The 24681-nt window shown below is 71.1% G+C and carries 22 protein-coding genes; 11 read left to right on the forward strand and 11 right to left on the reverse strand.

Translation table 11 applies throughout. The annotated features are described in order from the left end of the window. Nucleotides 1-235 precede the first annotated feature (235 nt). The 3 genes from ACZ4RZ_RS06080 to ACZ4RZ_RS06090 all read left to right on the forward strand — a co-directional run bounded on the left by ACZ4RZ_RS06080 (nt 236) and on the right by ACZ4RZ_RS06090 (nt 2075). Nucleotides 236-562, forward strand: coding sequence for a hypothetical protein (locus ACZ4RZ_RS06080; RefSeq protein ID WP_467742464.1), 327 nt, complete (start codon nt 236-238; stop codon nt 560-562). A gap of 180 nt (nt 563-742) precedes the next feature. Further along, a complete protein-coding gene (locus ACZ4RZ_RS06085) occupies nt 743-1330 on the forward strand; it encodes an RNA polymerase sigma factor (RefSeq protein WP_467743079.1) in 588 nt (195 codons plus the stop codon). Then, complete coding sequence (locus ACZ4RZ_RS06090) at nt 1317-2075, forward strand: hypothetical protein (RefSeq protein ID WP_467742465.1); 759 nt, start codon at nt 1317-1319, stop codon at nt 2073-2075. The genes ACZ4RZ_RS06085 and ACZ4RZ_RS06090 overlap by 14 nt, the downstream gene beginning before the upstream one ends. 53 nt (nt 2076-2128) lie before the next feature. Here the strand turns inward: ACZ4RZ_RS06090 and ACZ4RZ_RS06095 are convergent, their stop codons facing one another. The 4 genes from ACZ4RZ_RS06095 to ACZ4RZ_RS06110 all read right to left on the reverse strand — a co-directional run bounded on the left by ACZ4RZ_RS06095 (nt 2129) and on the right by ACZ4RZ_RS06110 (nt 7026). Continuing rightward, nucleotides 2129-3043: a serine/threonine-protein kinase gene (locus ACZ4RZ_RS06095; RefSeq protein ID WP_467742467.1), complete on the reverse strand. Its 915-nt coding sequence runs from the start codon at nt 3041-3043 to the stop codon at nt 2129-2131. Next, complete coding sequence (locus ACZ4RZ_RS06100; protein WP_467742469.1) at nt 3040-4902, reverse strand: ABC transporter ATP-binding protein; 1863 nt, start codon at nt 4900-4902, stop codon at nt 3040-3042. The genes ACZ4RZ_RS06095 and ACZ4RZ_RS06100 overlap by 4 nt, the downstream gene beginning before the upstream one ends. Nucleotides 4903-5353: 451 nt before the next feature. Further along, entirely contained in the window at nt 5354-6604 is a 1251-nt protein-coding gene (locus tag ACZ4RZ_RS06105) for an aldehyde dehydrogenase family protein (RefSeq protein ID WP_467742471.1), read from the reverse strand. Beyond that, nucleotides 6574-7026, reverse strand: coding sequence for an aldehyde dehydrogenase family protein (locus ACZ4RZ_RS06110; protein WP_467742473.1), 453 nt, complete (start codon nt 7024-7026; stop codon nt 6574-6576). The genes ACZ4RZ_RS06105 and ACZ4RZ_RS06110 overlap by 31 nt, the downstream gene beginning before the upstream one ends. A gap of 137 nt (nt 7027-7163) precedes the next feature. Between ACZ4RZ_RS06110 and ACZ4RZ_RS06115 the strand changes: the two genes are divergently transcribed. Next, complete coding sequence (locus tag ACZ4RZ_RS06115; protein WP_467742475.1) at nt 7164-7655, forward strand: TetR family transcriptional regulator C-terminal domain-containing protein; 492 nt, start codon at nt 7164-7166, stop codon at nt 7653-7655. Nucleotides 7656-7881: 226 nt separating this feature from the next. Further along, complete coding sequence (locus tag ACZ4RZ_RS06120) at nt 7882-9276, forward strand: MFS transporter (protein ID WP_467742477.1); 1395 nt, start codon at nt 7882-7884, stop codon at nt 9274-9276. Nucleotides 9277-9327: 51 nt separating this feature from the next. Here the strand turns inward: ACZ4RZ_RS06120 and ACZ4RZ_RS06125 are convergent, their stop codons facing one another. The 4 genes from ACZ4RZ_RS06125 to lnt all read right to left on the reverse strand — a co-directional run bounded on the left by ACZ4RZ_RS06125 (nt 9328) and on the right by lnt (nt 14344). Then, nucleotides 9328-11253 (reverse strand): helix-turn-helix domain-containing protein, encoded by a 1926-nt coding sequence (locus tag ACZ4RZ_RS06125; RefSeq protein WP_467742479.1) that lies wholly within the window; start codon nt 11251-11253, stop codon nt 9328-9330. An 80-nt stretch (nt 11254-11333) separates the two neighbouring features. Then, nucleotides 11334-12134 (reverse strand): 3-hydroxybutyrate dehydrogenase, encoded by an 801-nt coding sequence (locus ACZ4RZ_RS06130; RefSeq protein ID WP_467742481.1) that lies wholly within the window; start codon nt 12132-12134, stop codon nt 11334-11336. A 54-nt stretch (nt 12135-12188) separates the two neighbouring features. Continuing rightward, on the reverse strand, nt 12189-12668 hold the full coding sequence (locus tag ACZ4RZ_RS06135) for an NUDIX hydrolase (RefSeq protein WP_467742483.1): 480 nt from the start codon (nt 12666-12668) through the stop codon (nt 12189-12191). A gap of 62 nt (nt 12669-12730) precedes the next feature. Beyond that, the gene (gene lnt / locus ACZ4RZ_RS06140; RefSeq protein WP_467742484.1) at nt 12731-14344 is read right to left on the reverse strand and encodes an apolipoprotein N-acyltransferase; all 1614 of its coding nucleotides are present in this window, start codon (nt 14342-14344) and stop codon (nt 12731-12733) included. A gap of 238 nt (nt 14345-14582) precedes the next feature. Here lnt and ACZ4RZ_RS06145 point away from each other — a divergent pair, with 238 nt between their 5' ends. Then, on the forward strand, nt 14583-15644 hold the full coding sequence (locus tag ACZ4RZ_RS06145) for an O-antigen ligase family protein (RefSeq protein ID WP_467742486.1): 1062 nt from the start codon (nt 14583-14585) through the stop codon (nt 15642-15644). 30 nt (nt 15645-15674) lie between these two features. Here the strand turns inward: ACZ4RZ_RS06145 and ACZ4RZ_RS06150 are convergent, their stop codons facing one another. Both ACZ4RZ_RS06150 and ACZ4RZ_RS06155 read right to left on the reverse strand, forming a co-directional pair. Further along, complete coding sequence (locus tag ACZ4RZ_RS06150; RefSeq protein ID WP_467742488.1) at nt 15675-16217, reverse strand: hypothetical protein; 543 nt, start codon at nt 16215-16217, stop codon at nt 15675-15677. Nucleotides 16218-16267: 50 nt separating this feature from the next. Then, nucleotides 16268-17119: a glutamate racemase gene (locus ACZ4RZ_RS06155; RefSeq protein WP_467742490.1), complete on the reverse strand. Its 852-nt coding sequence runs from the start codon at nt 17117-17119 to the stop codon at nt 16268-16270. Between the two features lie 58 nt (nt 17120-17177). Here ACZ4RZ_RS06155 and ACZ4RZ_RS06160 point away from each other — a divergent pair, with 58 nt between their 5' ends. Further along, the gene (locus ACZ4RZ_RS06160; protein ID WP_467742492.1) at nt 17178-18353 is read left to right on the forward strand and encodes a glycosyltransferase; all 1176 of its coding nucleotides are present in this window, start codon (nt 17178-17180) and stop codon (nt 18351-18353) included. Nucleotides 18354-18357: 4 nt separating this feature from the next. On the opposite strand, the gene ACZ4RZ_RS06165 is transcribed toward ACZ4RZ_RS06160, so the two are convergent. Beyond that, the gene (locus ACZ4RZ_RS06165; protein ID WP_467742493.1) at nt 18358-19704 is read right to left on the reverse strand and encodes a TerD family protein; all 1347 of its coding nucleotides are present in this window, start codon (nt 19702-19704) and stop codon (nt 18358-18360) included. A gap of 281 nt (nt 19705-19985) precedes the next feature. Here ACZ4RZ_RS06165 and ACZ4RZ_RS06170 point away from each other — a divergent pair, with 281 nt between their 5' ends. From ACZ4RZ_RS06170 to ACZ4RZ_RS06185, 4 genes are all read left to right on the forward strand, one after another. Continuing rightward, complete coding sequence (locus tag ACZ4RZ_RS06170) at nt 19986-20423, forward strand: DUF6643 family protein (protein ID WP_467742495.1); 438 nt, start codon at nt 19986-19988, stop codon at nt 20421-20423. 45 nt (nt 20424-20468) lie between these two features. Continuing rightward, on the forward strand, nt 20469-21293 hold the full coding sequence (locus tag ACZ4RZ_RS06175) for an MOSC domain-containing protein (protein ID WP_467742497.1): 825 nt from the start codon (nt 20469-20471) through the stop codon (nt 21291-21293). 188 nt (nt 21294-21481) lie between these two features. After that, nucleotides 21482-22087 carry an Rv1733c family protein gene (locus tag ACZ4RZ_RS06180; protein WP_467742499.1) on the forward strand — a complete coding sequence of 202 codons (606 nt, stop codon included), beginning with the start codon at nt 21482-21484 and terminating at the stop codon, nt 22085-22087. A 158-nt stretch (nt 22088-22245) separates the two neighbouring features. Beyond that, nucleotides 22246-24678 (forward strand): right-handed parallel beta-helix repeat-containing protein, encoded by a 2433-nt coding sequence (locus ACZ4RZ_RS06185; RefSeq protein ID WP_467742501.1) that lies wholly within the window; start codon nt 22246-22248, stop codon nt 24676-24678. The last annotated feature ends 3 nt before the right edge of the window (nt 24679-24681 follow it).

Here is a 24681-nt window from a genome sequence, read left to right on the forward strand (position 1 = left end):
GACGGGCACGGGCGGCTGTCCTCCGGCCCGCCACTGTCCTGCGGACCAGGTGGTTCGGCAGCGCGATTCCCGTTTCCCCGCGAAACGATCACCCGTTAGGCTCCCCCGGCGCGCATCCGGTGCGAACGGGCCTGGGGACATGGCCGACGGTTTCGCCGAATCCGAGAAGGGCGCGAGTGCGGGGGGCCCAGGCCGCCGCGGCGGTCGTGCTGGTCGCAGGCGTACTGGGTGGAATGTGAAGCTTTCGGCCTCCTACGACCGTCTCCCGGCCGGCCAGACGGTCGACTACCTGGGCAGGGCCCCGGAGACGAAAACGGTCCTGGGGCACCCGGCGGTCCTCTACTCGGACCGGACCATCGCCCTCACCTTCAACGGCAGCAAGGGCGACACCGGCCCCGGCGGCATCGCCCGCGGCCTGCTGGTCGCCAGGAGCGCGAAGGACGGTGGCGGCTCCTTCGAGGTCGTCATCTGGCGCCAGGACGATGTGCCGCCCGATGACGCGGCACTGTTCCGCGTCGCCGAGCAGCTGCTGCTGACGATCCCGGGCTGGACCGCCGACTGACGACCCATCCGCGGTGTTCGACCAGGCCACAGCCAGCGATCACGCTTCAGGCCGCCGAGCGACGCTCCCGTGGGCACCTTGGTCCGATCGCGCACCGCGCTTCGAAGCGAGAAGAATCGGAACATGAGCTTCCGCAAAGGGCGGGCAATCTCCTGGCGCGGGCGCACCGTATATACGGATATGCAAGGGTTCCGGCTATCGGTGGGCCGCCTTCCGGACGAGGCGCTGCTGTCCGGACTGGCCACCGGTGACCCGGAGCTCGCCGTTACCTTCGTACGAAGGTTCCAGCACACGGTCTTCGGTGTGGCCATCGCCGTCATCGGGGATCCACAGCTCGCCGAGGACATCACCCAGCAGACGTTCGAGCGTGCATGGCGTCATGCGCAGATGTACGACTCGCGCCGCGGTTCGGTGACGACCTGGCTGACGACCATCGCCCACAATCTGGCCATCGACACCGTCCGCTCGCGGCGGCCGGAACCGGTGGCCCCCGAAGACCTCGACGCCATCCTGGGCGTCGTCAGCGAGACCCCCGAGCAGCACGCGCTGGCCGACGAGGCGTCCTCCCGGCTGCGGGCCGCCATGGCGGAGCTGCCACGTGAACAGGGCCGTGCCCTGGTGATGGCAGGTATCTACGGAATGACGGCCCAGCAGATCGCCGACCGGGAGAAGATCCCGTTGGGCACCGCCAAGACGCGGATCAGGACGGCGATGGGAAAGCTGCGGACCACGCTCGCGTCTCCGAAGCGAGGCAATGATGTCCAGTGACGTGACCTGCGAGAAGCTGCGGGAGCTCGGCGCCGAGCTGGCTCTCGGTGTGCTGCCCGGCCGCGAGCGGGCCGGCGCGGTCGCCCATCTGGACCACTGTGCGGACTGCCGGGAGTACATCGAGCAGCTGACCCTCGCGGGCGACGGGCTGATCGGGTTGCTGCCGGGCAGCGAGCCGCCGGTCGGCTTCGAGACCCGGGTGACGCAGGCGCTGACGCAGGCGGCGTCGGCGCGCGAGGGGCGCCCGCAGGCCCGCGGGTCCGGCATCCCCCGCATGGGCCTCGGCAGCCGGGTGCGCCTGCGCGCCGCCTCGGCCGCGGCCGCGCTCGTACTCGCCGTCGGGTTCGGCGGCTGGACGGTCGGCACCGTGATCGAGGAGGTCACGGCCGGCTCTTCCCAGTCCGCCGAGAACGAGGCGGGCCTGTTGGAGGGCGGACTGACCTCGGCCCAGGCCCCCGGCAGGCCGACCGGTGACGTCTATGCCCACCCCGGATCTCCGGGCTGGATCTACATGACTGTCAACCTTGCCGTAGCCGGCCATCCGTACAGTGGCAAGATCTCCTGCATGCTGGAGCGCAGCGACGGCACCATGGTTCGCGTCGGCACCTTCACCTTGCATGAGGGCTATGGCTTCTGGGGTGGTCCGGCCCCCGTCGACCCCTCGACGCTCTCCGGCGCACGGCTGACGTCGCCCGACGGCACCGTGCTTGCCACGGCCCACTTCGACAAGCCCGAGGTGGCATAACCCGGCAGGCCCCGATGCAGATGGCGCGGCGCGCGAGGGCGACGTACCGGACCTCAGGTGGGCGCAAGGCGGTGCAACCGGCCCGGAAACATCGCGCCGAGGGCTGCGGCCAGCTCGGGGACCGCCGGCCGGGCCGAGGGATCGTCCCGCAGGCAGCCGTCGATGGTCGCGGCGAGAGCCGGTGGCAGGCGCCGCCGCGAGGCGACCGGCGGGGCGCGTGCCTCCAGCTGCGGATACCAGTCGTCCGGGCCCCCTGCCGCGCTGTCGTCCTCCGCCGCCGCGGCCCTCGTGTCGTAGGGCTCATCCGCGATCTCGCCGCAGTCGAACGGGAGGTCACCGACGGCCACCTCGTACAACGTGATGCCGATGCCCCACACGTCGGCCGCGGCCGACAGCCGTCCGCCACGCGCCTGCTCCGGTGAGAGGTAGCAGAACGTGCCCACCCCGGGAGGAGCGATCCCGGGCGGCCGCGCCACGCTGAGGTCGAGCACCTTCGCATGGCCGCGGTCCACCACGACGTTGGACGGCTTGAGGTCCAGATGCAGCACGCCCTGACCATGCAGGTAGTGGATCGCGGAACACAGCTGCACACCGAGCAGTGCCACGTCGGCGGCGGCCGGCCGGCGCCGCAACCGATCGATGAGGTGGGACAGCGTCTCCCCGGTCAGCGTCTCCAGGACGACGAGCGGCTCGGGCGACTCGAAGGTCTCGTACGCGCGGACCAGGTGCGGATGGGCGAAGGTCCGCAGCCACCGGCCCTCCCGCAGCAGTCGAGCACGCAGTCGCGCATCGTCGCGGCGGTCCGGACGCAGCACCTTGATGACGCATCGACAGGCCCGTTCCTCGCTCCACGAGTCGTAGAGGTCCAGCCATCCCGTGCGCGCCAGGTGCCCCAGGATCTCGTAGCCTGGAACCGGACGGGTGCCCGGTGCCAGGGGCGGGGCCGAACCTGCCTGTAGTTCGGTCATGACAGCACCGTTCCCGATGACGAGGAGCCCGCCTGCGCGGGACCGGCCACGGAGTGCAGCCGGTGGAGCCGGGCATACGTCCCGCCCTGCACGAGCAGGTCGTCGTGGGGACCGGACTCGACGACCCGGCCGCGGTCGAGCACCACGATCCGGGTGGCGTCACGGACGGTGAGCAGGTTGTGCGAGATGACGAGGGTCGTCCGCCCGGCCATGAGGCGGCGCAGCGGGTCCATGATCCTGCGGCCCGACTGCACGTCGAGGCCGGTGGTCGGTTCGTCCAGGAGCAGTACGGGCGCGTCCCTGATCATCGCGCGCGCTATCGCCAGGCGCTGGCGCTGGCCGCCGGACAGCGTCCGACCGCGCTGGCCGACCATCGTGTCGTAACCCTCGGGGAGCAGCTGGATGAACTCGTGGGCGTCCGCGGCGCGCGCCGCCGCGACGATCTCCGCCTCCGTCGCCTCGGGTCGGCCGTAGGCGATGTTCTCGCGCACCGTGCCGTGGAATACGAGCGTCTCCTGCAGCACGACCGCGACGCTCTCCCGCACGTCCGACAGGAACATCTCCCGCAGATCGCGCCCGTCGAGACGGACCGCGCCCTGCTCGGGGTCGTAGAAACGGAGCTGCAGCTTCGCGACCGTGGACTTGCCGGCCCCGCTGGCCCCGACCAGCGCCAGGGTCTCGCCGGGGGCGACGTGGAACGACACACCGGACAGCGCCCAGCGCGCCGTACCGGGATAGCGGAAGGACACGCCGTCGAACTCGACGTCGCCCCGCGCTCGGCCGATCCGTCGGGCATCGGCGGCCTCGACGACCTGGGGGCGCTGGTCCAGCAGCTCGATGATCCGTTCCGCGGAGGCCGACGCGGCGTAGAAGCTGCTGCCGAGGCGGGAGAGGTCGCGGATCGGGCTGTAGAGCTTGCCGATCAGCGCCAGGAAAACCAGAAGTCCGCCCAGCGTGAGCTGGCCCTGCGCCAGTTTCCAGGTGCCGAGCCCCATGACGGCGAGGGCGCCGGACACCTCGATGATCTCGACGAGCGGTCGGTAGACGGCTCGGATCCGCGCCGACGCCATCGCGGCGCGGAACTTGCCGACGCTCTCCCGCTCGAAGCGGCGCTGCTCCCAGCTCTGCCGGTTGTACGCCTGGACCAGGGCCACGTTGCCCAACGACTCCTCGGCGACCGCGCTGAGCGAACCGCTGCGACGCCGGCGTTCCCGCGACGTCTGCTTGATCAGCCGGGTGAAGTGGCGGGCGGCGCGCCAGAACAGCGGCACGATGACGAGCGCGAGGAGCGTCAGGTCCCATTGGAGGTAGAGGAGAAGACCGAGGAAGACGCCCAGCCGGATCACCTGGTAGAGCGCGTCCGCGACACCCGAGAGCAGGAACGTCTCGACGGCGTCCACGTCACCCGTGACACGCGACAGCACGTCTCCGAGCCGCCGCCGTTCGAAGAATCCGAGGGACAGTCCCTGGACGTGCCGGAACACGTCGGAGCGCAAGGCCAGCAGGAAACGCTCGCTGACCCACGTGGAGGTCATGTCGTCGGCGAACCCCAGTAGGCCGGAGCCGACGATGAGCCCCAGGTAGGTCGGCGCGATCCAGAGGAAGGGTTTCAGATCTCGCGGGACGAGTACGTCGTCCACCACGACCTTGAAGAGCCACAGTTCGGCCGCGTCGACGAGGGGCCCGATCAGGCTGAACAGGACGAGAGGGACCAGCCAACGCCGGCGACCGCGCGTGTAGGGCCAGAAGCGCCGGAACACCTCGCGCGGGGGAACGGGTGGCGCGGCCGCCACCACGGCATCGGCATCCTCGCCCACCGACAGCAGACGCCGCAGAACGTGCCGCGGGATACGCACCATGGCAAGGGTCCGTCGTGGCTGGACGACGGAGCGGACCGGGTCCTCCGGGCCCCGGTCCGCTCAGTCCTCAGTGGCCGTGACCGCCGTGACCGCCGTGACCAGACTTGTGATCGTCGGAGGAGTCACGACGATGGCGGCGGTGCCGCCTCATCGAGTTGTCGTCGTGCCTCGAGGTCGAATCGTTCCGGTGGTCGCGGTGTTTGGCAGGAAAGAGATCGCTGAAGATCGCCATTGCATTCCTCCCGCTGAATTTTCCCTCGCAGGAGATACGCGTCAAAGACGGAATTGGATGGCGTCTCCCGGAAAAAAACGACGGACTACTTTCCAGGGATTCGGGTCTCGGGGGTGGCAGCGGCCGAAGCGGAGCCGCGTGTGGGCCGTCGGCCGTGCTGGGCACGGCCGACGGCCGGTTCTACGGCACCCGCCGGTCGGGGACGGGAGGGGCGTGCGGTCACACCTCGTTGAAGCGCGCGATGACGCTGCGGTCTTCGTCCATGGTGATCTGGTACTCCGCGCCGGTGTCGGTGTGCTCCACGCCGTCGACCTCCCAGCCCGCGAACGCGAAGCCGGGAGCGGGATGGGCGGTGAGTGTCACCTGCGTGAGGGGGTCGTAGGGGCCGAATTCGCTCACCGTGATGGTGCCGCCGCCCTCCGGGGCGATGGACATGTTGAGCTTGTGCCGGTTGGTCACCTTCGAGGCGCGGTATTCGGACACGATGGGTGTGGCGAGCTTCGCGATGGCGGCGTTGTTGTTCTTCGCGTCGCCGAGGGCCTGACCGCCGACCGTGTTGTCGATGTTGGAGTACTGGTTGATGACCTTGCAGGTGGGCCGGCAGGGCGTGTTGTAGGCCATGAGCGTGTGGTACTTCTTGTCGCCGGTGATCCAGCCGAAGTTGGTGTCGTTCGCGCCCGGCGCCGTTTCACCGTTGTTGGTCACCGTCTGACGGTCGTGCCGCATGCCCAGGTTGTGACCGATCTCGTGTCCGAGGTTGTCCCAGTCCTTCACGGACAGGACGCTCGTGACGGAGTAGGCCCTCTCACTGGTCCCCGAGGTCACGGGCACCGGCAAACTGGCCGAGCCGGAGCTGTTCTGGCTGGGGATGGAGGCGAGCAGAGCCACCAGGTCGGCGCCGTAGAGCTCCCGATTCATGCGGGCCGGGACGCCGAGGTTCGCGTCCAAAGGACTCTCGAGCTTGCTGAGGATGGTGCTGGCGTTCTCGTTGGGCACGCCCGACGGCAGCGTCTGGTAGGAGTGCACCACGTGCAGGCTGGCCGGCACATTGGTGGTGGCGAAGGCCTTGTTGATCTGGCTCACGCCGTAGCGGATCCGGGCCTCCACTTCAGGGACCCCACCGAGTTCGGTGACGGCGGCAGGGGCGTAGGGGACGACGATGTCGATGGGGACAGGGTTCGAGGCGTGCTTGACCTGGGTGTAGTCGAGCAGGCCGGTGAGGGAGAGGTCGCTGCCGTGGCCGGAGTGGCGTACACCGCCGTGCGGCATCTCCGACACCGTGGTCCCGTGGGCGTTGACCCACACGATCCCCGTGTGCAGGGCGCGGCCCGCGCGCATCGCCCGGTCGTGGTCACGTGTCCAGACACTTGCGGCGAGCCCTTGCGGCACCCCGTTGGCCATGCGGAAGGCGTCGGCCTCGTCGGCGCACGACTGGACGGTCACCACCGGCCCGAACACCTCGCTCTGCACGATCTCCGTCCTCCTGTCGCACCCCGGCGACGACGGTGGGCTGATGGAAGAATCCGGAGCGGGTCAGGGCGGCTCCCCCCCGTGACGACCTCGGCGTTCGCCGGCAGTCGGGCCAACAGACCTCGCACGGTGTGGAGTTGGGCGGAACTGTTGAGGGGACCGAAGTCGGCGTCCGCTTCCTGGGGGCCGCCGGGCGCCTGGAGCGCTGCCCGGCGGGCGAACGCCTCCAGAAAGGCGTCGTGAACACGGTGGTGGACCAGGATCCTCGTGGCGGCCGTGCAGTCCTGGCCCGCGTTGTAGAACGCAAGCGCCGACAACTGCTCCACGGTGTCGTCGAGATCGGCGTCGTCGTGCACCACCACGGGTGCGTTGCCGCCGAGTTCGAGGTGGAGCCGTTTGAGGCGTCCCGGGCCGCCCGGCACGCCACGTCGACGTCCTCGGCGCCGGACCCCGGGGCCCTGCCGCCGGTCTGCCCGGTGGCGGGATCGACCAGACGCAGTGTGGCTCCGGAGGCGGCGGGCAGGTCCTTGTGTTCTTCGGCGAGTTCGAGGTAGGCGGTGTGCGCGCGGCCCACCACTTCGCCGCCCAGCTGGACGGTGCGGCCGTCCGGCAGCCGGGCCTGCTCGACCCGGCCGCCAACACGGCCGTGGACGTGGAGCGCGACGCGGAGTCCATGCCGGCCGCCGTCACCCTCGCCCGCATTCTCCGCAGTCTGCTGCCGACGGACCCCCAACTGCACCAGGACTGGCGGCTGTGGCACGAGCTGTGGCTACGAGCGCTGCGCGACGAGACGACACGGCAGTTCGCGGTGGACCTGTACGCCCAACTCCACGAGTGGGTGGCCGACGCGGTGCGGCGGGGCATCGCGTCCGGTGAGTTCACCCCGACCGACATCGACGAACTCAGTACGCTCCTCCTCTCCCTGAGCGACGGCTACGGAATCCGGCTGATGCTCCGCGACCCCACCGTCACCCTGGAGACGGCTCTCACGGCCATCTGGCGCCACTGCTCCGCCGCACTCGGCCTGCCCGACACGGTCCCGGAGACCTGAACCCGCGGGCGGACGTCCGTCGAATCGCCCCGCATGACGCATCGCAGACACCACTCGTTGCCTCCGTCGTGGAAGCCCTTGGCTCTGGCTTCAGAACGGAGGCATGGGGGCCGCACGCACACTCCGCCCCTGAACTATGTTGTCCCACTACATGTGCGCCTGACCTGTGGCTTCCTACCGTGTGCCGACACGTACCGTCCCCACCGACCACGAGGAAGTGGCGCACATGGCCTCCGCAGCAACCGCTCCCCCAACGCCCGCCAGTCTCAAGCGCATTGTGGCCGCGAGCCTCATCGGCACCACCATCGAGTGGTACGACTTCTTCCTCTACGGCTCGGCCGCCGCCCTCGTGTTCAACAAGCTGTTCTTCCCGGAATCCGACCCGCTCGTCGGCACGTTGCTGTCGTTCCTGACGTACGCGGTGGGGTTCGCTGCCCGGCCTCTGGGTGCACTCGTCTTCGGGCACTACGGCGACCGGCTGGGCCGCAAGAAGCTGCTGGTGCTGAGCCTGCTGCTGATGGGCGCGGCGACGTTCGCGATCGGCCTGCTCCCCACGTACGCGACCGTCGGGGTGGCCGCCCCCGTGCTACTGACCACGCTGCGGCTGGTGCAGGGTTTCGCCCTGGGCGGCGAGTGGGGCGGCGCCGTCCTGCTGGTGTCCGAGCACGGCGACGCCAAGCGACGCGGGTTCTGGGCCTCCTGGCCGCAGACCGGGGCGCCCGCGGGGCAGCTCCTGGCGACCGGTGTGCTCTCGCTGCTGACGGCCACGGTGTCGGACGACGCGTTCGGCTCCTGGGGCTGGCGCATCCCGTTCCTGCTCTCGGGCGTCCTGGTGATCGTCGGTTTGTGGATACGTCTTTCTGTCGATGAATCGCCCGTGTTCAAGCAGGCGTTGGCGCAGGCCGAGGCCCGTGCGGCCACACGGGACGGGCAGGGCGCGGAGGCCGAGAAGCTGCCGCTGGTCTCCGTGCTGCGCCACCACTGGCGTGACGTACTCGTCGCGATGGGCGCCCGCATGGCGGAGAACATCAGCTACTACGTGATCACCGCCTTCATCCTCGTGTACGCCACCACGTCGGCCGGCGTCTCGAAGCAGACGGCGCTCAACGCGGTGCTCATCGCGTCCGCCGTGCACTTCGCCGTCATTCCGGCCTGGGGCGCGCTCTCGGACCGGATCGGCCGCCGGCCCGTCTATCTGCTGGGCGCCGCCGGAGTCGGCCTGTGGATGTTCCCGTTCTTCTCCCTCATCGACACCGGCGGCTTCGGAAATCTGGTGCTCGCCATCACCGTCGGTCTGGTCCTGCACGGCGCGATGTACGCGCCCCAAGCCGCCTTCTTCTCCGAGATGTTCGCGACCCGCATGCGTTATTCGGGCGCCTCCATCGGTGCCCAGTTCGCCTCGGTCGCGGCGGGCGCGCCCGCACCCCTGATCGCGACCGCCCTGCTCGCCGACTACGGCAGCTCCACACCGATCGCCCTGTACGTGATCGCGGCGGCCGTCCTGACCCTGATCGCGGTGGGAGTCGCCAAGGAGACACGCCACCGCGACCTGGCGGAGGTCGAGTCCCCGACCGACGAACGGCCGGCGGCAGCACCGACCGTGGACGCGCGCGCCGCCTGATCCCCTGGTCGCCCCTTCATGGCCCCCGTACGCGGATGACGCGTGCGGGGGTCAGTGCGGTGCGGCCGAGGACAATCGGTGCAGCCGCAGGGCGAGTTGGATCTCCAGCGCACGGGCCGGACTCTGCCAGTCGTCCCCGAGCAGCCGTCCGACCCGCTCCAGCCGCTGCGCCACCGTGTTCACATGCACATGCAGGTCGTCCTTGGTGCGCGCCGGGCTCATGCCGCACGCGAAGTACGCGTCCAGGGTGCGCAGCAGATCGGTGCCGCGCCGTTCGTCGTACGCCACGACGCGGCCGATGGTGCGCTCGACGAAGCCGGAGATGTCCCGGTCCCCGGCGAGCAGCAGTCCCAGGAAGCCGAAGTCCTCCGCGGCCGCACCGTCTCCGGCGCGGCCGAGCAGCCGCAGGGCGTCCAGGCAGCGCTGGCCCTCCGCGTACGCGGCGGCCACGGCGTCCGGGCGGGCGGCGAGCTGCTCGAGGGGCGCGGAGGCACCGACGGTGACCCCCTCGTGCACCGCGGTGCCGAGGTGCTTGGCCGTACGACGGGCCAGGTTCGTCGCGGTATCGCCGGGCGCGAGGGGGAGCAGCAGGACCGTGCCGCCGTCGCGGGCGGCGGCCAGCCCGTGCCGGGTGGCGGCGAGGTGGGAGGCGGCGGACCACAGGCGTCTGCGGGCGGCTGCCTCCTGGTCGGCGTCCGCGGCCGCGGCGTCGAGCCGGGCGGCCAGCACCACATGAGGTCCGTCGAGGTCGGCGTGCAGGCGGGCGGCCCGCTCACGCAGCAGGCGTGGATCGCGGTCGCGGGCCTCCAGCAGGTCGTCCAGCAGCTCGCCGCGGACGCGTTGTTCGGCCTCGGCGGCCGAGCGTCTGGCGAGCAGGAGCAGCGATGTGACCATCGCGGCCCGTTCCAGGGTGCGCTGGTCGACAGGGTCGAGGCACGGATGCCCGCGCACCACCAGCGCGCCGAGCAGTTCACCTCCGGCGGCCACCGCGGCGACCCAGTCGTCACCGTGTCGCACGGCGTGGCCCTCGGTGCGGGATGTCTCCACCGCGGCGGTCGGCGCGTCGCCCGATTCGGCGAACTCGACGGTGCCGGCGAGGACTTCGGAGACGGCGGCGGCCACATCGTGCACCCCGCCGCCGCGCAGCACGAGCTCGGCCAGCCGGTCGTGGACGTCCGAGGCACGCTCGATCACCCCGCTGCGATCCCGGATGATCTCATTGGCACGGCCCAGCCGGTCGAGGGCCGAGCGGGTCTCCGTGAGCCAGTTCGCCGTGTCGATGGCCGCCGCGGCCAGCGCCGCGAACGAGCCGAGGAGGGCGATCTGCTCCCGCTCGAAGACCCGCGCGCGACGGTCCGCCGCGAACAGCACCCCGATGACCTGGGGCCCGATCATCAGCGGCACCCCGAGAATCGCCACGAGCCCTTCGTCCCGTACGCCCGAGTCGATGGTCCGGGTGTGCTGGAAGCGCTCGTCCTTGAAGTAGTCGTCGGTGACATAGGGGCGGGCGGTCTGCGCGACGAGTCCGCCCAGCCCCTCCCCCATGCCGAGCCGCAACTGCTGGAAGCGCGCGGCGACCGAGCCCTCCGTGACCCGCATATAGGTGTCGCCCCTGGCCTCGTCGTTCAGACTCAGATACGCGACGTCCGTGCCGAGCAGTGACCGGGCCCGCTGCACGATCGCCTGCAGTACGGCGTCGAGGTCGCGCAGACCTGCCAGGTCGTGCGCGGTCTCGAACAGCGCGGACAGCTCGGCCTCACGACGGCGCCGTCCCTCTATCTCCGAGCGCACCCGCAGGGCGAGCAGCTTTGCCTGTTCGAGCGCTGCGATGCGCTCGGGCGGCCGGCCCTCAGCGCGGGCGAGCAGCACGGGCTGCTCGTACGCGTCGGCGGACGCGCCTCTGGCCAGGAGTTCCAGAAACGGCGCCTCGGCGCTGTCGGCGGAGCGCTCGGCGGATTGCACGTGATCGCGGGACATGCTCACAGGATTACGCATCGGCGGGCCGGCACCGGAGGACCTGTGGACAACTCATGCCCAGACTCCGGTTCGGCTCCGGATCAGTGCGCGGTCCAGCCCCCGTCCAGCACCAGGGACGTACCGGTGATGAAGGCCGCCTGCGGACCGCAGAGATAGGCCACCGCCTCCGCCACCTCCGCCGGCTCGATGAGCCGCTTGACCGCGCTGTCCTGCAGCAACACTTCGGCCAGGACGCGCTCCTCGGGGATCCCGTGCGCCTGCGCCTGGTCGGCGAGCTGCTTCTCGACCAGTGGAGTGCGCACATAGGCGGGGTTCACACAATTCGAGGTGACTCCATGGGGCGCGCCTTCGAGGGCGGCGGCTTTCGAGAGCCCCTCAAGGCCATGTTTCGCGGCCACATACGCCGATTTGAACGCCGAGGCTCGCAGCCCATGGACCGACGAGACATTGACGATACGGCCCCAGCCCTGCCCGTACATATGGGGCAGCGCTCCGCGGATGAGCCGGAACGGCGCCTCCAGCATCACGGTCAGCACGGTGTGGAAGACGTCCGGCGGGAACTCCTCGATAGGGCGCACCAACTGGAGCCCGGCATTGTTCACGAGGACGTCAGTGCCCGCGGCCACCTGCTCCGCCGCGTCGAGGTCGGTGAGGTCGAGGACGTGCGGCTCGACGGTACCCGCCAGGCCTTGGGCCTGTTCGGCCAGCGCGTCCAGGCCCGTGGCGTCCCGGTCGACCGCTCTCACCTTGGCGCCGGCGGCGGCGAGCCGCAGCGCGCAGGCGCGGCCGATGCCGCCTGCGGCGCCGGTGACAAGGGCGGTGCGGCCGCCGAGGTCTGGTGCGGGGGCGTTGGGGCCCGGGAGGGCGCTGGGCGCGGTCATGCCTCGACCCTAAGCAGGGCCCGCGCCCCAACCGATGTGGTCACCGCACACACTTCACCCTCTGGCCATGGGTGCGAACCATGTGGGTGCATCGGACAGCGCCTGTTTGATCCGGAAGAGTGCGTGCTCGCTCAGCTCCGGCAGAGCGTCCACGTCGAACCAACCGACCTGCAGCGACTCGTCGTCGTTGACGCGGGCTTCGCCGCCGACGGCCCGGCACCGGAACGTGGTGTCCATGAACTGGCAGACGTCACCGTTGTCGAACGTGACCTGTTCCCCGGCTTCGACAAGAACGACCCGCTCGGCTTCGCAGCGTACGGCGGTCTCCTCGTACACCTCGCGCACCGCACAGGCCGCGGGCTGCTCACCAGGATCCGGGATACCGGAGATCAGCGCCCACCGACCATTGTCCGAGCGCTGCCCCAGCAGCACTCTGCCCTCGTCGTCGAACACGACCGTGCTCACGCCGGGGAGCCAGAGAAGCTGATGGCCCGCGGAGGCCCGGATCGTGCGAATGAAGTCAGGAGTAGCCATGACTCGACCCTAACGGCCCTGCTCCGTTACCCCGGCGGTCCCAGAACCCCCGTCCTGCGCGCCTACCTGCCGGTGTTCCGACGTCCACGCACCGTCGTCGCCACCGCCCAGCCGAGCCCGCCCGCCGCGACCAGCAGCAGGGCCATCTCGGGGAGGATGCCGAGCTTGGTGGCAGGGGTCTCGGAGGAGCGCAGCGGCACCTTCTGGACCAGCGAGTCGGCCACGAACATCCCGGTCTTCTGGGTGATCTTCCCGTCCGGCATGATCACGGCGCTGACGCCGCTCGTCACCGGAACCGTGACGGTGCGGCTGTGTTCCACGGCGCGGACGCGGGACATCGCGAGCTGCTGGTAGGTCATCTCGCTGCGGTCGAAGGTCGCGTTGTTGCTCGGCACGGAGATCAGCTGCGCACCGTCGGTGATCTCGGAGCGCACCGCCCAGTCGAAGGCGGCCTCGTAGCAGGTGACCAGGCCGACCTTGGCGCCGTCCATCGTGAACACGCCCGGCTCGGTGCCCCGGCTGAAGTCCTGACGGACCATGCTGGTCCAGTTCTTGTTGATCGCCCCGAGCAGCGACCGCATCGGGAGGTACTCCCCGAAGGGCTGGACCTGCCGCTTGTCGTAGGTGTCGGTCGGCCCCTTCACCGGGTCCCACAGGATCTGCTCGTTGTAGAGCTTGCCGTCCCGCTCGACGACACCGCCCACCGAGATGGGGGCACCGATCGCCCTGGCCGCACTGTCGATCACAGCGCGCGCGTCGGCGTTGGTGAACGGGTCGATGTCGGAGGAGTTCTCCGGCCACAGCACGAAGTCCGGCTGGGCGACCTTGCCCGCCTTGACCTCGGCGGCCAGCCGCTCGGTCTCCCGCGCGTGGTAGTCGAGAACCGCGCGCCGCTGGGCGTTGAACTCGAGCCCCGCACGCGGCACGTTGCCCTGGATGACCGCGACGGTCGCTGTCCCGTTCTCTGCCTTGTCACTCACCAGCGTCCGCGCCGCGAGCGCCCCCGCCACCGGCACGACCACACTGAGCAGCGCCACCGCGGCGGCGCCTCGCCGGACGACACGCGTTCGGCGGCCTTCGACGACCAGGCGCACGATCTCGTACAACCCGAAGCCGCAGAGCGCGACCGCGAAGCCGAGCACCGGGGTGCCGCCCACGGCGGCGAGCGGAAGGAAGACTCCGTCGGCCTGTCCGAAGGCGATCTTTCCCCAGGGGAAGCCGCCGAACGGCGCACGCGCGCGTGCCGCCTCGCCCGCGATCCACACCGCGGCCGCCCACAGCGGCCACGCGGGCAGCCGGGAGACGAGCGTGATCCCCGCACCGACCAGCGCTATGTACACCGCCTCCACAGCGACGAGAGCCAGCCACGGCCCGAAGCCGACCTCGACACCGGTCCACACGAGCAGCGGCAGCAGGAACCCGAGGCCGAACAGATAGCCGAGCCCGAGACCCGCCTTCCAGGTGCGGCCGCGCAGGACCCATGCGAAGACCGCGAAGGCCGGCAGGGCCAGCCACGACACGGTCCGTGGCGGAAAGCTGACGTACAGCAGTACTCCGGAGAGCGCCGCGGCGGCGGCCGGAACGAGACGCCGCGCCAGTCCGGCAGCGCGCGAGGCGGGTGCGGCCTGGGGTTCGAGCTGGTCCGGCTCGTCTACGGTGGTTGCGGTGGCGGTCACTCGGGGAGTGTACGGCGCGTGACCTTGGAGCCGACAGCACGGTCTCGTCGGCCCGGGTGGGCGAATGGCTGCCGGCAGGTCGCTCCGCGTGCGGTTGCGGCAACGTTCCTGCGCAACATGTCCACAAACCGGCGCATCACCCGTTACGGTGTGCCCGAGCCTCTGACGTGCGGCCCGATGCGGCCACGACGACCGGGGCCCGTCATACACAGGGGGCGGCGGGGTGGGGTCCACGGGGATGACGTCCACGGCCGATTCGGCGGCCGCGGGCGAGAGACGCAACGCTTCGGACGCCGCGGGCGTGATCGTGCTCGCGGCCTGCGCCGTCTGGTCCTTGATCACGGCAGCCGCGCACGACGGCAGGCCCGAGGGCGTACTGCTGGCGGTACTCGCGGTGGCAGCCGGATACGCCTCGGGGCGGATATTCGGGGCGCTCCTGCCAGTCGCCGCGCCCTGCGCCGGCGCGCTTGCCGGACTCGGCCTCGCGATCGCCACTCCCGGCCCGCAGATCACCTTGCAGCTCGGTCACACGGGCGCCACGGCGGCCCTGCTGACACTCTCCACCGGCGCCGCGTGCTGTGCGGCCTGGGCGGCCCGCCCGCCCGCGCTGCGCCTCACGCTGCGGCTGCTGGCCGCCGGGGTCACAGTGACCGCGGCGGTGCTGGGGTCGACCACGGGGTTCGTCACCTGCGCCGGGGTCCTGCTGTGTTCGGTGGCCGCCTCCCGTATGCGCCACCGCGCACTGGGGCTCGCGGGACTGGCGCTCACCGCGGCGGCGGTGACCGGAACGGCCTGGGCGATCGCCGAGGACGCGCTGCCCGACGGCCTGACCGCCTCTTTGGAGGGACAGCTGACTCAGCACCGGGTCCTGCTCTGGCACGACGCGCTCCGTCTGGCCCGCCAGGATCCGGCGCTGGGCGTCGGTCCCGGACGCTACGGAGAGCTCAGCCCGACGGTCGCACAAACACTGATGCCCGACGGCAAGCCCCACTCCGCGCCCCTGCAGCAGGCAGCCGAGCAGGGCTTGATCGGCGTGGCACTGCTCGCGGCGGCGTTCTGCTGGGTCCTGTACGCGCTGTGGCGCACTCCGCGCCCCACGCCGATCGCGCTGACGGCGGGCGCGGCGCTGACCGCGCTGGCCGCCATCGCGTCGATCGGCAACGCGCTGAGCTTCACCACGGTGACCGCCGGGGCGGGACTGCTCGCGGGGCTCGCCACGGCACGGCCGCTGGCCGACGAGGACCCCGAGAACGTCATGGACACCATGGAGCGCCCCCGCGGCAACCACCTGGAGCCGTGAAGCGCGGTGCGCCAGGCGGGCCGACCCGGGTCAGATCACAGTGCCGGGAGTGGCCGGGCGCAGACGGTCACGGATGATCCGTACCGCCGCCTCCGCGTTGTCCACCGTGATCGTGAACGTATGGCCGTCGCCAAGTCGCAGCACCACGCCCTCGCCGCGCCGGACGATGACGGCGGTCCCCTTCTCGGGCCGCCAGCGGTAGCCCCAGCCGCCCCACTGGCGGGGAGTGACACGGGGCTCGAAGTCGGCACCCACGACGTTGGAGAGCGGAATGCGGCGGCGCGGCAGACCGATGTGGCCGCAGCGCACCTCGACGCAGTCCTTGTCGACCTTCACGGCGACGTGCACGAACGCGAGCGTGCCGAACAGGATCAGCAGTCCGGCCGCGATGCATCCGACCACGGACATGACGAGCGGAGCCGTGCCCGACGTCCATACGGAGTCGACGGCCAGCTCGATACCGAGCGCCAGACAGGCGGCACCGCCGAGTGCGGGCAGCCATTGGACGCGGTTGGTCGCACGCCCGGTCCAGATCTCCGGGTGCGTGCTTTCGCCGTGGGGGTGGTCCCTCATACCAATGAGACTACTCAGGTTCCGCACCGCGGGCACTGTGTCGCGGAGCGTTACTCCTCCGGGTGGGCGGCTGCCGTACGGAGGGCGTCCGCGTGCTGACCGGCGGTGACCGTCGGTCGGCGTGCCGCGCTGACCGCCGACAGGAGGCGGCCTTCCTCGTACTCCAGCGCGGTCGCCGGCAGCGCGGCCTCGCGGCCGCTGAGGAGCACCGTGACGGCGGAGGCGGCGGGAGCCTCGGGGTCCGGGAGCTCGCCGATCCTGCGCAGCGCCTGAGCGGCGACCGCACCCGCGGACCCATGCAGGACGAGCGGCGGAAGGCCGGGCTGCTGCACGGCCGCGCGGATACGCTCGGCGACCAGCTCGTAATGGGTACAGCCCAGGACGACGGCCCTCACATCCTCAGGGGTGCGCTCCGCGGCCGCGGCGATCGCTGCGTCGATGGCCGCCTGATCCGCGTGTTCCACGGCGTCGGCGAGCCCGGGGCAGGCCACCTCGGTGACGGTCACTCCGTCCGCGAACTCGCGGATGAGTCCTCGCTGATAGGGGCTGCCGGTGGTGGCCGGTGTGGCCCAGATCGCCACGGGTCCGCCGCCCGCCGCGGCCGGCTTGATCGCCGGAACAGTGCCGATCACGGGCACCTCCGGCTCCAGACGGGCGCGCAGCGCCGGCAGGGCGCGCACGGAGGCGGTGTTGCAGGCGACGATCAGCGCGTCCGGCCGATGCTGCGCGGCGGCCTCGGCGACGGCGAGGGCGCGTGCGGTGACGTCCTCCGGCGTGCGCGGGCCCCAGGGCATGCTGCCGGGGTCCGAGGAGAGCACGAGATCGGCGTCGGGCCGCAGTCGACGTACCGCGGCGGCAGCAGCGAGCAGTCCGATTCCGGAGTCCATGAGCGCGATCTTCACCCGGTCACCATAGACGATCCGCCCCAACGGCCGGCCGGGGTGGGGCAGACTGCGGCGGGTGAGCGCCGTTGTGTGGACCGCTGTGGGATCACTGGCCGCGTGGCTGTGGCTGCTGCTCGGCCAGGGCTTTTTCTGGCGTACCGATGTGCGGCTGCCACCGCGTCGGGATCCGGACGACTGGCCGTCCGTCTGTGTCGTCGTACCGGCGCGGGACGAGGCCGCTGTTCTGCCCGCGAGCCTGCCGTCGCTCCTCGCACAGGACTATCCGGGGCGGGCCGAGGTCTTCCTCGTCGACGACGGAAGCTCCGACGGCACCGCAGAACTCGCCCGTGAGCTCGCTCGCACCCACGGCGGCCTGCCGCTCACCGTCGACTCGCCCGGGGAGCCGCCCGCGGGCTGGACGGGCAAACTCTGGGCCGTACGCCACGGAATCGGCCTGGCACGCGCGCGTGGACCCGAATATCTGCTGCTGACGGACGCGGACATCGCCCATGACGCCGACAGCCTGCGGGAGTTGGTGGCGGCCGCGCGCACCGGTGACTTCGACCTCGTCTCGCAGATGGCCCGGTTGCGCGTGGAGAGCGTGTGGGAGCGGCTCGTCGTGCCGGCGTTCGTCTACTTCTTCGCACAGCTCTATCCCTTCCGGTGGATCGCGGTGAAGGGCTCGCGTACGGCGGCCGCGGCGGGCGGCTGCGTCCTGCTCCGTGCCGACGCCGCCGAGCGGGCGCGGATCCCGGACGCGATCCGGCACGCCGTGATCGACGACGTGGCGCTCGCCCGGGCGGTCAAACGCGGCGGCGGCCACATCTGGCTGGGGCTCGCCGAGGGCGTGGACAGCGTGCGGCCGTATCCACGGCTCCACGACCTGTGGCGGATGGTCTCGCGCAGCGCGTACGCCCAGCTGCGGCACAACCCGCTGCTGCTCGCCGGCACCGTCGCCGGCCTGGCCGTGGTGTACCTGGTTCCGCCCGTCACTCTCGTGGCGGGCCTTGCCGTGGGGAACGTCTGGGCAGCGATCGCCGGAGGGTTCGCGTGGCTGCTGATGACGGCCACGTATCTGCCGATGCTCCGCTACTACCGGCAGCCACTGTGGCCGGCCCCGCTGTTGCCGGTCACCGCGTTCTTGTACCTCCTCATGACAGTCGATTCGGCGGTGCAGCACTACAGGGGGCGCGGCGCGGCCTGGAAGGGCCGCACCTACGCGCGCCCCGACACCGCCCTCGACGAGAGCTGATCGATCACTTCCTGCCGGGGGTCCAGTTCATGCCCCACCCGTAGGCGTAGTCGACGGTGCGCTGCGGGCTCACGCCGCGCTCGGGGACCAGGTAGCGGGCCTCGCGCTGGACGACCAGGTCGCCGCCGTTGTTGGTGATGAGGGCGAGGGCGCAGACGGTCGAGGGCACCGTGCACTCGTCGAGAGAGAAGTCGACCGGCGCGCCGCCGAGCGGTTGGAGGGTGACCGTGGCGTGCAGGTCGGCGAAGGAACGCGCTCCTTCGTAGATGGTCACGAATATGAGGATGCGCCGGAAGCTCTGTTTGTGGTCGAGATTGATGGACAGGTTCTCGCCACTGGCCACGGCGCCGGTGCGGTCGTCCCCGTCCAGATGGATGTAAGGCGGCTGGTGCAGCGCCCCGAAGGCGTTGCCGAGTGCCTGGACGACGCCCTTGCGGCCGTCGGACAGCTCGTACAGGGCGCACAGGTCGAGGTCGAGGTCCGCGTGCATCGCGACGGCCCGGCCCCGCTTGCTGCCCCACCCGGAGAACTGCTTGCGCACCTGCCAGTTGAGGTTCACGCGCATCGTGCCGGAGGTGCCGCCCTGTTTGGTGAGCGAGACCGAGGGGGCCTCCTTGGTGAGCGTCACCTTGGAGAGGCGTACCGGAGCGGCAGGTACCGCGGGCGGGGCGGGTGGCGGAGCCATCGGGGGTGGCGGCATCGTGACCGGCGGCGCGACCGGGGGTGGCATGGTCACGGGCGGAGCCACGGGCGGCGGACTCTGCACACGGCTGCCGGGCGCTGGCGGTGCGGCGGCGGGCGGGGCCGCGTGCTGCGGCTCGTCCACCGTGATCCCGTAGTCCGTGGCCAGTCCTTCGAGTCCGCTGCTGTAGCCCTGCCCGACGGCGCGGAATTTCCAGGCACCCTGGCGCCGGTAGAACTCGCCGAGCACGAAGGCGGTCTCGACGGTCGCGTCGGCGCTGTCGTAACGCGCGACCTCCGTGCCCTTCTGCGCGTCGAGCACCCGGATGTACAGCCCGGGAACCCGCCCGAAGGTGCCGCCGTCCGCGGAGGCGGCCAGCACCACGGTCTCGATGGCGGGCTCCACGCGCGCGAGGTCGACGAGCAGCGCGTCAGTCACCTGACCGCCCACGTCCCGCTTGCCCTCGTGCCGCACGGCACCGGAGGAGTGCGCCGGCTGGTTGTAGAAGACGAAGTCGCCGTCCGAGCGGACCTTTCCGGACACCAGCAACAGTGCCGAGGCATCCGCGTCGGGCACCCCCGGTCCTGAACGCCAGCCCAATTCGACGCGCAGTGCGGTCGTCGGCACGGGAACATTCGATCCCTTAGGCATTGACATGTACGCCCCCATCACGTGTCTCCGCGCCTGGCCGCACCTCGGGCAGACCGCCGGCTCCGTTACCGCCAAACCTAATCCTTCGACCCACCGAACTCCCATGACCCGCACAGGAAGATCCGTGGTCAACCGCCGGTAACCCGCCAGGAACTCGGCCTTTACACGATCCGAGCGCCGCTTGGCGTCCTTTTTTGCCGAGTTCGCTCGCATTGGGGATCCCGCGTCACTGCCGACACGGAAAACAACCCTCTTATCGGTCTCCCCAACCAGCACATCGTGGGCTTAACTTATGTGCCATGACCTCCCCCCGCTCCACCTATGGCGGCGGTTACTACTCCGCGCCGTCCTTCTTTCCCGACACCCCGATCTACGACTCCCTTGTCGCGGAGCGGGGCACCCCCCAGATCGCTCCGATCCGGGTTCCCGCCGCGTACGACACGGGCAGCCATCTGCCCGCGCTCCCGTCGGCACTTCCCGCCCTGCCGGCCGGGCCCTCCCACCACCAGGCTCCCTCGTACGGCTACCCGCAGGCCCAGCAGCCCGCGCCGCTGCAGCAGGCCCCCGCGCCGTACATCCCCCAGCAGGCTGCGGGACCGCGCGGTTATCCGGGCGCCCAGCCGCAGCAGCAGCGTCCGATGGGGACCGGCTACGAGGCGATGCGCCCCGCGGCTCCCCGTCCCGCTCCGGCTCCCTACCAGGACCCGTACAACAACCAGCAGTACCGGGGCTACTGAGCAATTCGCGCCGGATTGTCGGTGCCTGCTGGCACCATGGCGGTCATGGGGAACGCGGAGCTGCACTCGATCCATGTCCATCCGGTCAAGGCGTTCCGGGGTCAGTCGCCCCGGGAGGCCGTCGTGGAGCCCTGGGGGCTGGCCGGAGACCGACGCTGGGTACTGATCGACGACGGGGGAAAGGTCGTCACGCAGCGCCAGCAGCCACGTCTGGCACTGGCCGCCGCCGAGCTGCTGCCCGGCGGCGGCGTCCGGCTGTCCGCACAGGGCCGTGAGCCGCTGAGCGTTCCCGTGCCCGAGCCGATCGGCACGACCACGCTCGACATCTTCGGGGACAAGGTGGAAGCCGTCCTCGCCGACGCCGTCGCGCACGACTGGTGCAGCGACTATCTGGGCGCCGAGGTACGCCTCGTCCACATGGACGATCCCGCCACACGCCGGCCCGTCGACCCGGACTTCGCGCGCCCGGGCGAGACCGTCAGCTTCGCCGACGGCTATCCGCTGCTCGTCACCACACTCGCCTCGCTGGGGGCCCTCAACTCCTTGATCGCGCAAGGCGACCACGCCCATGAGGGTCCGCTCCCGATGAACCGTTTCCGGCCGAACGCGGTCGTGTCCGGCACGGCCCCGTGGGCCGAGGACGACTGGTCCCGGATCGCCATCGGCGAGGTCACCTTCCGCGTCACCAAGATGTGCGGCCGCTGCGTCGTGACCACCACCGTCCAGACAACCGCCGAGCGCGGCAAGGAGCCCCTGCGCACCCTCGGGCGCCACCGCCGCTTCGGCGGCCAGTTGGTCTTCGGGCAGAATCTGGTGCCCGAGTCCCCCGGCACGGTGCGCGTCGGCGACCCGGTCACCGTCCTCGAATAGCCCGCGCAAATCGAGTCGCGGGAATGTGCGCGCGAGGAGGGAACCCGGGCCCCGGGCACGATCGTTGAGCCTTCGTGAGAAGTTCATGAGAGGTCCGGGGGAAGGGTGATTTCGCTCTCTCTTCCCCGGCCTCTCGCGTGGACGGCTCCGCTGCGGGTTATCACGGACGCGGGAGGGGGTGCGGGACGGTGCGAGCTATCAGCGGACTCTGGCGCTGGCGGCACAATCCGCTGCGCCGCACGACCGATCTGGTCGAGGCCTGGCTGGCCCTGGCGGCCGTGCTGCTCGTCCTCGTCGCCGCTCCCGTCATCGGCTCGCTCATCGGGACCGCGGCCCAGGACGCGTTGCAGCAGTCCGTGCGGGACCAGCGGCAGAGCCGCCACGAGGTGGCGGCCACGGTCGTCAAGAAGCTGTCCCGCGGCCCGCTGAATCCCGACCCGGAGACCTCCTCCGCACGGGACGCCCACAGCCGCGTCCTCGCCGACTGGACGGCACCGGACGGCACCGCGCGTCACGGCACGGTCATAGCCGACCTCAAGTCCCCGCACCACGGGGACCACTTCACGATCTGGACCGACCTGCACGGCCGAATAGTCGGCCGCCCGCTGGACAGCGCCACCGCGACGACGCACGCCGTGCTGGCCGGATTCGGCGCGGCCCTGATGTCCGCGGGGCTCGTCGAGGGCGGCAGGCGGCTGATCGTCTGGCGCATGGTCCGTCGGCGGTACGCCCGTTGGGACCAGGCCTGGGACAAGGCGGGTCCCGACTGGGGCAGGACCGGCACCGGCAGTTGACGGCCTTCCCGCTCCGGTCAACCCGGCGTCCCCGCGCACGCTACGGTGGACCGGCCGAACTGTTCGGCACCGCCGTGAGAGGCTGTCCTTGATCCCGACGGGCTTTCAGTACGGCCTCGCAGGACCCGCGTACGACGAGGTGGGGGCACAACAGCGCCATGGCACAGGGCACGGTCCAGGTGACGCACACCGGCACCTCGCGGTGGCGGCGCCGCACGGGAGAGTACGCATCGCTGGCCGCCGCCCTGGAGGCCGCGGCAGACGGCGATGTGCTCACCGTCGCTCCCGGCACCTACCGGGAGAACCTGGTGGTGCAGCGCGCGGTGACGCTGCGCGGCCCCGAGGGCTCCCCCGGCTCCGTGCGCATCGCGCCGGTGGACGGGGTGCCGCTGACCGTGCGCGCCTCGGCCGTGGTCCAGGACCTGCACGTGGAGGGCCAGGACTCGGCGGCGCCCGCGCTGCTCATCGAGGAAGGCACTGCGGAGCTCCTGGACGTGCGGATCGTCACGCGGTCCGCGGCCGGGATCGAGGTACGCGGCGACGCCCGACCCACCGTGCGCCGTTGCACCGTCGACAACCCGGCCGGCATCGGCATCGCCGTACTCGACGGCGGCGGTGGGGTGTTCGAGGAGTGCGAGGTCGTCGCGGCCGGTCAGTCCGGCGTCGCGGTGCGCGGGGGCGCCCATCCGCGCCTGGAGCGCTGCCGGGTGCACCACACCTCCGGCGCGGGGCTTTCGGCGACCGGTGAGGGCTCGTCCCTGGAGGCGGTCGGCTGCGAGGTGTACGAGGTCAAGGGCTCCGGGGTGCAGATCACCGGGCGGGCCACGGCTCATCTCACCGACTGCGATGTGCACCGTACGACCGCCGACGGCGTCACGCTCGACACCGACGCGGTGCTCACGCTCGCCGACTGCCGTATCCACGACATCCCGGAGAACGCGGTCGATCTGCGCTCGCGCTCGGTGCTCACGCTGACGCGCACGAGCGTGCGGCAGTTCGGACGCAATGGTCTGTCGGTCTGGGACCCGGGCACGCGCGTGGACGCCAACCAGTGCGAGATCTTCGACAGCACCGGCGACTACCCCGCGGTGTGGGTCAGCGACGGCGCGACCGCGGTACTCGACTCGTGCCGCGTGCACGACGTCCCGGACGCCCTGTTCGTCCTCGACCGCGGTTCACGCGTGGACGTCGTCGACAGCGATCTCTCCCAAGTGCGCAACACGGCAGTCTCGGTGAGCGACGGCGCGACCGCGCAGCTGGACGACTGCCGTATCCGGGACGCCGCGACCGGCGCCTGGTTCCGTGACCACGGCAGCGGCGGCACCCTGTCCGGCTGCACCGTGGACGGCACGCAGACCGGTGTGATCGTCACCAAGGGCGCCGATCCCACCATCGAGCGCTGCACGGTCACTTCCCCGGCCGAGGCGGGCTTCTACGTGTCGGCGGGGGGCCGCGGCAGCTTCCTCAACTGCCGGGTGAACGACAGCGGGGGCTACGGCTTCCACGTCATCGACGGCTGCCGCGCGGCGCTGAAGAAGTGCCGTACGGAGCGGTGTGCCCGCGGGGGTTACGAGTTCGCCGACGGCGGCGCGCACGGCTCGGGCGGCGGCCCGGTCGTGGAGGACTGTACGAGCGACGAGAGCGCCGGCCTGCGTTCCCCGGCGCACGAGACCGCCGTACAGACGTCGAGCCCGTCGCCCAGCCTGCTGGGTGCGATCCCCGGTCAGCGCACCACCGAGCAGGAGCCCCTCGTCGCCGCCACGGAGCCGGTGCCACTGGCGCGCACGTCGAAGGCCGTCCTCGGGGAACTCGACGCGCTGGTGGGCCTGGAGAGCGTCAAGCGCGAGGTGCGGGCCCTCACCGACATGATCGAGGTGGGCCGCCGCCGGCAGCAGGCGGGCCTCAAGGCGGCCTCCGTCCGGCGCCATCTGGTCTTCACGGGCTCCCCCGGCACCGGCAAGACGACGGTCGCCCGGCTGTACGGCGAGATCCTCGCCTCGCTCGGCGTCCTGGAGAAGGGCCATCTCGTCGAGGTGTCCCGGGTGGACCTGGTCGGCGAGCACATCGGCTCCACGGCGATCCGCACCCAGGAGGCCTTCGACCGGGCGCGCGGCGGTGTGCTGTTCATCGACGAGGCGTACGCGCTGTCGCCGGAGGACTCGGGACGCGATTTCGGGCGCGAGGCCATCGACACGCTGGTGAAGCTGATGGAGGACCACCGGGAGGCCGTGGTCGTCATCGTCGCGGGCTACACGGCCGAGATGGAGCGGTTCCTTTCGGTCAACCCCGGTGTGGCATCGCGCTTCTCACGGACCATCACCTTCAGCGACTACGTGCCCGAGGAGCTGCTGCGGATCGTGGAGCAGCAGGCCGAGGAGCACGAGTACCGGCTGGCACAGGGCGCGGCCGAGGCGCTGCTGAAGTACTTCACGGCGATCCCGAAGGGTCCCGCGTTCGGCAACGGCCGCACCGCGCGGCAGACCTTCGAGGCGATGGTCGAGCGGCACGCGGGGCGGGTCGCCCAGCTGGCCGAGCCGAGCACGGACGACCTCACGCTGCTCTATGCGGAGGACCTGCCGGAGCTGCCCTGAGTC

The organism is Streptomyces sp. NPDC027189 (assembly GCF_055566975.1).